9 protein-coding genes are annotated in these 9,111 nt (G+C 64.2%); 3 read left to right on the plus strand and 6 right to left on the minus strand.

Annotated elements, in window-relative coordinates:
- Window positions 1-288: 288 nt before the first annotated feature.
- The 3 genes from hdaA to AC0L3O_RS32460 are packed head-to-tail and all read right to left on the minus strand — an operon-like array spanning window position 289 to window position 2,727.
- Window positions 289-993: a DnaA regulatory inactivator HdaA gene (gene hdaA / locus AC0L3O_RS32450; RefSeq protein ID WP_287216659.1), complete on the minus strand. Its 705-nt coding sequence runs from the start codon at window positions 991-993 to the stop codon at window positions 289-291.
- A 5-nt stretch (window positions 994-998) separates the two neighbouring features.
- Entirely contained in the window at window positions 999-2,198 is a 1,200-nt protein-coding gene (locus AC0L3O_RS32455) for an AI-2E family transporter (protein ID WP_473617689.1), read from the minus strand.
- Window positions 2,170-2,727: a CDP-alcohol phosphatidyltransferase family protein gene (locus AC0L3O_RS32460; RefSeq protein ID WP_287053933.1), complete on the minus strand. Its 558-nt coding sequence runs from the start codon at window positions 2,725-2,727 to the stop codon at window positions 2,170-2,172. The genes AC0L3O_RS32455 and AC0L3O_RS32460 overlap by 29 nt, the downstream gene beginning before the upstream one ends.
- Window positions 2,728-2,986: 259 nt before the next feature.
- On the opposite strand from AC0L3O_RS32460, the gene purM reads away from it, so the two are divergent.
- Genes purM through AC0L3O_RS32475 form a run of 3 tightly spaced genes read left to right on the plus strand, consistent with a single transcriptional unit; the run spans window position 2,987 to window position 5,299 of the window.
- A complete protein-coding gene (purM, locus tag AC0L3O_RS32465) occupies window positions 2,987-4,051 on the plus strand; it encodes a phosphoribosylformylglycinamidine cyclo-ligase (protein WP_128185528.1) in 1,065 nt (354 codons plus the stop codon).
- Window positions 4,048-4,758: a phosphoribosylglycinamide formyltransferase gene (gene purN, locus AC0L3O_RS32470; protein ID WP_128185530.1), complete on the plus strand. Its 711-nt coding sequence runs from the start codon at window positions 4,048-4,050 to the stop codon at window positions 4,756-4,758. The genes purM and purN overlap by 4 nt, the downstream gene beginning before the upstream one ends.
- A 16-nt stretch (window positions 4,759-4,774) precedes the next feature.
- Window positions 4,775-5,299, plus strand: a complete 525-nt coding sequence (locus AC0L3O_RS32475) for a SixA phosphatase family protein (RefSeq protein WP_473617690.1) — start codon at window positions 4,775-4,777, stop codon at window positions 5,297-5,299.
- Window positions 5,300-5,378: 79 nt separating this feature from the next.
- Here the strand turns inward: AC0L3O_RS32475 and AC0L3O_RS32480 are convergent, their stop codons facing one another.
- The 3 genes from AC0L3O_RS32480 to AC0L3O_RS32490 all read right to left on the minus strand — a co-directional run bounded on the left by AC0L3O_RS32480 (window position 5,379) and on the right by AC0L3O_RS32490 (window position 8,868).
- Window positions 5,379-5,648, minus strand: a complete 270-nt coding sequence (locus AC0L3O_RS32480; RefSeq protein ID WP_473617692.1) for a DUF680 domain-containing protein — start codon at window positions 5,646-5,648, stop codon at window positions 5,379-5,381.
- Window positions 5,649-6,004: 356 nt separating this feature from the next.
- Window positions 6,005-6,703 (minus strand): DUF2270 domain-containing protein, encoded by a 699-nt coding sequence (locus AC0L3O_RS32485; protein WP_023800651.1) that lies wholly within the window; start codon window positions 6,701-6,703, stop codon window positions 6,005-6,007.
- A gap of 56 nt (window positions 6,704-6,759) precedes the next feature.
- Window positions 6,760-8,868 (minus strand): molybdopterin-containing oxidoreductase family protein, encoded by a 2,109-nt coding sequence (locus AC0L3O_RS32490; RefSeq protein ID WP_473617693.1) that lies wholly within the window; start codon window positions 8,866-8,868, stop codon window positions 6,760-6,762.
- Window positions 8,869-9,111: the final 243 nt, after the last annotated feature.

The following is a 9,111-nucleotide window of genomic DNA, read 5'->3' on the forward strand; positions in this document are numbered from 1 at the left end:
ACGCATCAGGACCGGGGTTAGCCGGCAAGCTTGCATGTGCAAGAGAGATGCCAGTCAATGTTTCCCGAAATGGGACACCGACCGGAGCTTTTTCCTTCTCTCCTTGTAGTAGAAGGTGGCCGAGCGAAGCTCGGTCTAATGAGGGGTGTTCCAGCTTGGCGGACACCCTCGCCCAAATCGGGCGCACTGCGACAGGATCGCCAGCGCCTCATTTCTTCCAGCACCCCTCATCCGGCCGCTTCGCGTCCACCTTCTCCCACAAGGGGAGAAGGGAAGTTCTCCCACCGCCTAAATCTCGAACTCGCCCTGCCCCTCATCCATGGCGCTGACGGTTTCGGCGGCGAGCGCCCTTGTGATCGGCGTCTTGCGTTCCAGTGCCGTGCGGTCGAGCCGCTCGACCACGCGCATCGCGGTGGCCAGCGAGCGCTCGATGCGGCGCACCAGATATTGCACGACGTGCGGCTCGACTTCGACCTGGCGGTCGGCGAACAGTTTGGCGATGACACCGGCCAGCAAGAGATCGTCGGGCTCGTGGATCTCGACCATCGCCGCCGCCTTCAGCCGCGATGCGAGGTCGGGGAGCCTGACACCCCAGGCGGACGGAAAGCGCCGCGCGGTCAAGAGCAAGGTCGAGCCGGCCCCGCGCACCGCGTTGATCAGATGGAACAGCCCCTCTTCATCGACCGGACCGGCATCGACATCGTCGATCAGGGCCGGCCGCGCGCCGAGGCTCGCCATGCAGTCGCCGATCCGACCGGCGTCGACCTTCACTGCGCCGGCGCGGGCGCGCCAGATCGACGCCAGATGGGTTTTTCCACAGCCTGCGGGGCCAGCGAGCACGACCACCGGCGACGGCCAGTCCGGCCAGCGATCGACCAGCGCCACCGCCTGGCTGTTGGTGCCTGAGACGACGAGTTCGTCGCGCGAATAGCCGGTTCCGTGGCCGAGATCGAGCGGCAACTGGCGCGGCGGGTCGATCTTGTTGTCCGGCATCTGGCTCAACTGCGCGGCCCACCGCTCCCGCGGCGACGCGCCGGCAGCGGCGGCACAGGTTCGGTGCTGTGGCCCTTGTAGAGCGGCGACTCGAGATAGCGGGCGATGGCAAAGCGCACCAGGACGGCAACAGCGGCCGAGGCCGGCACGGCGATCAGCAGGCCGACGAAGCCGAACAGCGCGCCGAAGGCAAACAGCGAAAACATCAGCCACACCGGATGCAGGCCGACGCTTTTTCCCACCAGCCTCGGCTGCAGGATGTTGCCCTCGATGAACTGGCCAACGAAGAACACGCCGGCCACCGCCGCGACCATGGTCCAGTCCGGCCAGAACTGAACGAAGGCAACGCCGACAGCCAGCACCAGCCCGGTCAGCGAGCCGACATAGGGAATAAAGGAGATCAGCCCGGCGAACAGCCCGATGAGGATGCCGAAATTCAGGCCGGTCAGCGTCAGCCCGGTGGCGTACATGGCGCCCAGTACCAGGCACAGCGTGCCCTGGCCGCGCACAAAGCCGGCGGTGGCGGTGTTGATGTCGCTGGCGATCGCCCTGACGGTCTGAACATAGTCGCGCGGCACCCAGCTGTCGACGATCGTCACCATGCGATCCCAGTCGAGCAGCATGTAGAAGGCGACGACGGGCGTGACGACGAACAGGCTGACCACCGAGACCAGCGCCACGCCGGAACTCCAGATCGAGGTGAACACCGTGGTCAGTAGGCCGAAGCCGGAGGTCAGCAGCGAGTTCAACCCTTCGCGCAGGCCATTGGCGTCGACGCCGAATTGCTCTTCCAGCCATCTCGGATCGAAGCTGGTGATCAGGGACTGCAGCCGGGTCAGGTATTCCGGCAGCTTGCTGGCAAAATCGGCCATCTGCGAAGCCAGCACCGGAATGAGGATGACGAAGGCCAGCACCAGAACGACGATGAAGGCAAACAGGATGACAATCGTCGCCATCAGCCTGGACAGGCCGAGCCGCTGCAGCCGGTCGGCGACCGGGTCGAGGAAGTAGGCGAGCACCATGCCGGCGACGAACGGCAGCAGGATGCCGCTGAAGACATAGAGGAAGATCGCGAGGATGATGGCGCTGATCAGCCAGAAGCGGATTTGGCGCCGAAACACGCCAGACGCGGCCGCATCGGCAGCGGCAGCTTCGGCTGCCGCGTCGATGTTCTGGTCAGGTATCCGGTTTGGAGCCTTCGCCATAGCCGCTCATATGCCTCAGCCAAGCCACGAGATAGGCCGCGGCCGAAGCCACGGTCAAGACCCCGGACAGCAATATGAGCACCGGCCTGAGCGGATCGAGATCGATGGCGAGGGCCAGTTCGCCCAGCACCACCGCCGCCAGCCCGATCTGGACGGCGGTGTTGGCCTTCGACACGAACAGCGGCTTCATCTCGACCGGGTGGGTCATGACGGTAGACAGAACGACGGCACAGACGATCAGCGCATCGCGCGACACCATAGTGACGACCAGCCACAGCGGCAATTCACCGATGAAGCCCAGCACCACGAACACCGAGACCAGCAGCAATTTGTCGGCCATCGGATCGAGATAGGCGCCAAGCTGCGAAAACTGGTTGAAATGGCGGGCGATGAAGCCGTCGACGCCGTCGGAAATGCCGGCGATCAGGAAGCCGGCGAAAGCCCAGTCCCAGCGCCCCTGCAGCATGGCCAGCACCACGCCCGGCACCAGCACGAAACGCATGATCGTGATCATGTTGGGGATGGTCAAACGCATGTCCCGTCGCTTCTGTTTTGATGATACATGATAGAGATGGGAGGCTACGGCAAGTCAGAGCGACGCAGATGCTGCCAATCTTCACTCGTGGGGAGAGATTGGCTGTCTTCAAGGCCTTCGCCATCGCCAATGTTGGAGATTTGCCTGAGGCCCTCTGTCCACGATTTTGTGATGCCGAAAGTGCCTGAGCCAGCCGTTATCCTTGCGAGGCGCAGCCGTTCATGCGAAGAGCCCCGGAAAGCAGGAAAGAGTGATGAGCAAGCGCAAGAACGGGCTCACCTATGCCGAGGCGGGTGTCGACATCGATGCCGGCAACCTCATGGTCGAGAAGATCAAGCCGCTGGTGCGCGCGACGCGCCGGCCGGGCGCCGATGGCGAGATCGGCGGCTTCGGCGGCCTGTTCGACCTCAAGGCCGCCGGCTTCACCGACCCGGTGCTGGTCGCCGCCAATGACGGCGTCGGCACCAAGCTGAAGATCGCCATCGATGCCGGCAAGCACGACACGATCGGCATCGACCTCGTCGCCATGTGCGTCAACGACATCGTCGTGCAGGGCGCCGAGCCATTGTTCTTCCTCGACTATTTCGCCACGGGCAAGCTCGACCCCGACCAGGGTGCGGCGATCGTCGGCGGCATCGCCGAGGGCTGCCGGCAGGCCGGATGCGCGCTGATCGGCGGCGAGACGGCGGAAATGCCCGGCATGTATCACGGCAACGACTACGACCTCGCCGGCTTTGCCGTGGGCGCGGCCGAACGCGGCCAGTTGCTGCCGACCGACGACATCGTCGAGGGCGACGTGCTGTTGGGGCTGGCCTCGTCGGGCGTGCATTCAAACGGCTTTTCGCTGGTCCGCCGCATCGTCGCCACCAGCCGCCTTGCGTGGACCGATCCAGCGCCCTTCAACGATGAAGCCACGCTGGCCGAGGCGCTGCTCGAGCCGACCCGCATCTACGTCAAGTCGATCCTCAAGGCGATCCGCAACACGCATGGCATCAAGGCGCTGGCCCATATCACCGGCGGCGGTTTCCCGGAAAACATCCCGCGCGTCCTGCCGAAGGATTTTTCGGCCGAGCTCGACCTCGACGCCATCGAGGTGCCGGCGGTGTTCTCATGGCTGGCCAAGACCGGCGGCGTGGCGCCCGACGAGATGATGCGCACCTTCAACTGCGGCGTCGGCATGATCCTCGCCGTCGCCTCCGGCCAGGCGGCACAGGTCGCGGCCGTGCTGCAGGAGGCCGGCGAGAGCGTGACGCCGATCGGCCGCATCGTGCCGCGCCGCGACGCCGGCGTGATCTATCGGGGCGCGATCGGCCTATGAGCATGCGCAAACGCACGGTGGTGCTGATTTCGGGACGCGGCTCCAACATGACGGCGCTGATCGCCGCGGCCACCAATCCGGGCTATCCGGCCGAGATCGTCGGCGTCATTTCCGACCGGGCCAATGCCGCCGGTCTCGGCATCGCGGCGGCGCGCGGCATCGCCACCAAGGTGATTTCGCGGGCCGACTATACCAGCAAGGAAGCGCATGACGGGGCAATCGACGCCGCACTTGCCTCGTTCGGCGCCGAGATCGTGGCGCTGGCCGGTTATATGCGCATTCTCGGCGCGCGCTTCGTCGAGAAATGGCTGGGCCGGATGATCAACATCCACCCTGCCCTGCTGCCCGCCTTCAAGGGGCTGGATACGCATGCGCGCGCCTTGCGCGCGGGCATACGCATCCATGGCTGCACGGTGCATTTCGTGACGCTGGATATGGATGACGGCCCGATCATCGCCCAGGCTGCCGTGCCGGTGATGGTCGGCGACAATGAGGACATGCTCGCCGCACGCGTGCTGAAGGCCGAGCACCGGCTTTATCCGCTGGCGCTCGGGCTGGTCGCCGAAGGCAAGGCGCGGATGGAAGGCGGCCGCACCGTGCTTGCCCACTTCGCCGACGATGCCGACAACAGCACCTCCGTGATCATGGCGCCCGATCCGCTGCGCGAGGAGACCGACCTCGAGCATCTGGCGCGCATCACGCCCTGAGCAGGACAAGGCTGGCATGACGACAACGAAGCAACTCCTTCTTCTGCGTCACGCCAAGTCGAGCTGGGACGATCCTGACCTCATCGACTTCGACCGGCCGCTTTCCGGGCGCGGGCTGAAGGCCGCCCGGCTGGTCGGTCGCGAACTGGCCAGCCAGGGCTGGCTGCCCGATCTGGCGCTGGTGTCGCCGGCGCTGCGCAGCCGCGACACATGGCGGCTGGTTTCGGCGGAACTGCCCGCGAAAACGCCGGCCAAATTCGTCCAGGCGCTCTACGAGGCCAGTGCGGCAGACGTTCTCGCCAAGGTACGGCAGGCAAATGCGGCAACGAGCAGTCTCTTGGTGCTCGGCCATAATCCCGGCCTGGAGGAATTCGCGCGCCGACTTGCCGGCGCCGGGTCGGATGCCGCAGCACTCAAAAAGCTTGAAGAAAAATTCCCGACGGCAGCCCTCGCCCGCTTCGTTTTCGACGGTGACTGGGCGCGGCTGGCCCTCGGCGATGCGCGGCTGACACACTGCGTTTGGCCGAAGGATCTGCGCTAAACGAGGGCTGTGACTTGATATGCAAAAGCAAGAACGGCGGGCCAAGCCCGCCGCTCTTTGCGTTCCGCAGCTTGAGGATTTAGCGGCCCCAGTTGCCCCGGCCGGACTGAGGCACGACCGGTTCAGTCGTGCCGGGCTGGGTCGTCGCGTTGGTATTGACGGTATTGTGCTCCGCCGTAAACGGCTTGCGAATCGAGCCCGTGAACGTGCTGTCGATATTTCCAACAGCCGCATTGCCAACAGGCGCGGCCGACTGGTTGACGCCGTCCGAACCATAGTGGTCGCTGCCGGCAAAGGCGCTGCCTGTGGCAATGAGGATGGCGGCAGCGGTAAGAGCAATCTTGGTCATTTCAGGTACTCCAGTACTTTCATACTTTCAGTGTTGTTGTCCGTCTCGTGGCGTGCCTTGGGAGGATTTCGCGTCGCTCGGACCACACCGAGGTGGGTTGGCCATGCAGCGGTTTCCAATCACAAAGATGTTCCGGCTACGCCCTGAACCGGGTGCTTGAAATCCGCCAAAGGCTTCCTTCGCCACAATCTTTGACTTTCTTCTCAATGCGTTAGCCGAATATTTCTGCCGCGTGGCCCGGCCGTTTGCTGAGCCGACGTTCACTTGGTCTTGCACAATGCGTCAACAAGAACGAACCGATCGGTTCGATTTCCTGCACAGCTGAATCGCAGATCTACCGGTTTTGCGCTGCCGCCCTAGACGTGCACGTCGCCAAAGGAGAGTTCGCCGTCGTCGCTGGCGGTCAGGAACGCCGTGACCAGCAGACCGGCATAGAAGGCGGCGACCAGCACGACGATGACCAGGCCGGGAATGGGCCCCAGAGCAGCGCCGGCAACCGCCTCGCGCACCGAACTGACGAAGTCGATGCGGACACCTTCGGTTAGAAGACTGGGGGTCGACAGTTTCAGGATCCAGGCTAACAGCAGGATCAGCAGCATGTGGATGTAGTTTCGACGCAGACGGCGCGCCAACGCCGCTCGTTGCGAAATGAGGAATTTTGGAGTGCGCAGACTTTCGCCGACGACCAACAGCCAATCAGACGCGAAGTCCGGCTGCGGCGAGAATATCTGCGCGAAATAGTGCCGTTCGAACTGGCGCACGCGGGCCCGGTAAACGTCGAAGAAGCGATATCGCCGCGCTTCTATCCACAGCAGCAACAGGACAAGCAGCATGGCAAAAAGCAGTACGCCGTGATGCGCGCTGGCCGTCGAAAGCGAGATGGACAACATTGCCGCGACGACCGTTATCGCCCAATTGCTCGTCCGGTCCAGGCGGTCGCGCCACCCCGTCATGCGCAGAATCTCGGCGCGATGAAAATGCGCCATCGTGGTCACGAGTTCGCCGGGCGAAAGCGTCCTTCCAACGGGGGCCGGCGCTGCCAACGCTTCTGCCATCACCATGTCTCCACCGCCACGCAAAAACGGCTGGTTGGGCATATCGTTCCGACGCTTCACTTTGCCGGGCGCAGCCACACCTTGTTGTCGTGGAACGCCGCACCGCCATAGGGCGCCGGCGCGTCGGCGCCGGTCAGGACGTTGATGCCCTCGCCGCGCTCGTGGGCGCTGTTGGGCCAGATGCCTTCGGCCACCACGACACCGCGCTTGAGGCCGTCGAACAATCTTGCGTGCAGCACAACTTCGCCGCGCGCATTGCCGATCTCGACGCGGTCGCCATTGGCCAGCCCATAGGCTGCCGCATCGTCCGGATGCAAAAGCAGTTCCGGCCGGCCCTCCTTGGCCTTCGACACCGGCGTCTCGGAAAAGGTCGAGTTGAGGAAATTGCGCGCCGGCGAGGTGGCCAGCCGGAACGGATGCGCAGCATCCGCCACCTCGATCAGATCGACGTGGTCGGGAAATTCCGGCAGGCTTGCCACCGGCCCGAACAGGCCCATGCTTTTCGGCGGCCGGTTGGGCGCCGCCTGCCCGGTCCAGTCGGCGCGAAAGCGGAATTTTCCGTCCGCGTGGCCGAAGCCGTCGATAAAATGCGACGCTTCGAAAGCCGGCTGCAAATCGAGCCACTTTTGTTCCTTGAGGCTCGAAAAGCTGCCCAGCCCGCGCTTGCCCAAAATGATGTCGATATGCTGCTGCTCGGTCATGCCGAAGCCAGGCCTGTCGCCAACACCGAGCCTTTTGCCGAGTTCCTCGATGACGAAATGGTTGCTGCGCGGCCCTTCCGGCGGGTCGATCAGCTTCGGCCCGAGCGTGATGTGCTGATTGCCGCCGCCCTTGTAGACGTCGTCATGCTCTAAAAACATCGTCGCCGGCAGCACGACATCTCCGAGTTTTGCGGTGTCGGTCATGAACTGTTCGTGCACGCAGGAAAACAGGTCGTCGCGCAGAAAACCCTGCTTCACCAGCCGCTGCTCCGGCGCGACATTGACCGGATTGGTGTTCTGGATCAGCAGCGCCGTCACCGGCGGGCCGCCATAGAGCGCATCCTCAGCGCCGGTCAGCACCGGGCCGATGCGCGAATGATCGAGGTGGCGGACCGCCGGGTCGCGCATCCGCGTGCCTTCCAGCAGTTCCTGGTTCAGCTTGAAGATGCCCGAATTGGAATGGAAGGCGCCGCCGCCCTCATATTGCCAGCAGCCGGTGACCGCGGCGATCGAGGCGGCGGCATGCATGTTGACCGAGCCGTTGCGCTGCCGCGAAAAACCGTAGCCGAGGCGGAAATAGGTTTTCTTGGTCGTGCCGACGAGACGGGCGAAGGCCTCGATCTCATCGACGGAAAGCCCGGTGATATCAGCCGCCCATTGCGGCGTCCTCGTCTGAAGATGCGCTTCCAGACCGTGTGGATCGTCGGTGTATTTTGCCAAATAGGCGCGGTCGGCCATGCCGTCACGGAACAGCACATGCATCACCGCGCAGGCCAGCGCACCGTCGGTGCCGGGCTTCAGCACCAGGCCGAGATCGGCCTGCTTCATCGTCGCGTTCTCGTAGACGTCGATGACGACGATCTTGGCGCCGCGCTCCTTGCGCGCCTTTATCGCGTGGGTCATGACGTTGACCTGGGTGACCACGGCATTGGTGCCCCAGACCACCACGCAGTCGGACTTGGCCATCTCGCGCGGGTCGGGACCGCGCAGCGCGCCGGCCCCCATCATCCAGCCGGTCCAGGCCAGATTGGTGCAGATCGAACCGAAGAAACCTGAGTACCTCTTCGCGTGGCGCAGCCGCTCGATGCCGTCGCGCTGCACCAGCCCCATCGTGCCGGCATAGTAATAGGGCCAGACCGTCTCCGAGCCGTATCTTGCCTCGGCCGCGATGAATTTTTCGGCGACCAGGTCGAGTGCGGCCTCCCAGCTCGCGCCCTTCCAAAGGCCCTCACCCTTGGCGCCCGCCCGGATCAGCGGCTTCAGCAAGCGGTCGGGATGATGGACGCGGTCGGCATAACGGGCGACCTTGGCGCAGATGACGCCAGCCGTGTAGCTGTTGGCCTTGGCGCCATGGACGCGGCCGATGCGCTTGCTGTCAAGCAGCTCGACCTCGAGCGCGCAGGTCGACGGGCAATCATGCGGACAGGCCGAATGGCCGATCCTGAGCTTGGCGTATTGATTCATGGGGCGAGATTAGCGGGTTCCGGACACCGCGTGTAGGGCCAGATCGCGCCTTCCCTTCTCCCCTTGCGGGAGAAGGTGGATCGGCGCGCAGCGCCGAGACGGATGAGGGGTGTTGGACGGAATACGGCGATGCCCAGCTGGAGCACCCCTCATCCGACCGCTTCGCGGCCACCTTCTCCCACAAGGAGGGCTTTGCACAGAATCGGATTGGTGATTCCGTGGGCAAGGAAGAGAGGGAGATGA

The organism is Mesorhizobium sp. WSM4810 (genome assembly GCF_055811235.1).

Excerpts from the sequence above, each read along its gene's own strand:
- AC0L3O_RS32475 (WP_473617690.1), top strand. The coding sequence starts at position 4,775 with ATGACGACAACGAAGCAACTCCTTCTTCTGCGTCACGCCAAGTCGAGC.
- purN (WP_128185530.1), top strand. The coding sequence starts at position 4,048 with ATGAGCATGCGCAAACGCACGGTGGTGCTGATTTCGGGACGCGGCTCC.
- hdaA (WP_287216659.1), bottom strand. The coding sequence starts at position 993 with ATGCCGGACAACAAGATCGACCCGCCGCGCCAGTTGCCGCTCGATCTC.
- AC0L3O_RS32485 (WP_023800651.1), bottom strand. The coding sequence starts at position 6,703 with ATGGCAGAAGCGTTGGCAGCGCCGGCCCCCGTTGGAAGGACGCTTTCG.
- AC0L3O_RS32480 (WP_473617692.1), bottom strand. The coding sequence starts at position 5,648 with ATGACCAAGATTGCTCTTACCGCTGCCGCCATCCTCATTGCCACAGGC.
- AC0L3O_RS32455 (WP_473617689.1), bottom strand. The coding sequence starts at position 2,198 with ATGGCGAAGGCTCCAAACCGGATACCTGACCAGAACATCGACGCGGCA.
- purM (WP_128185528.1), top strand. The coding sequence starts at position 2,987 with ATGAGCAAGCGCAAGAACGGGCTCACCTATGCCGAGGCGGGTGTCGAC.
- AC0L3O_RS32490 (WP_473617693.1), bottom strand. The coding sequence starts at position 8,868 with ATGAATCAATACGCCAAGCTCAGGATCGGCCATTCGGCCTGTCCGCAT.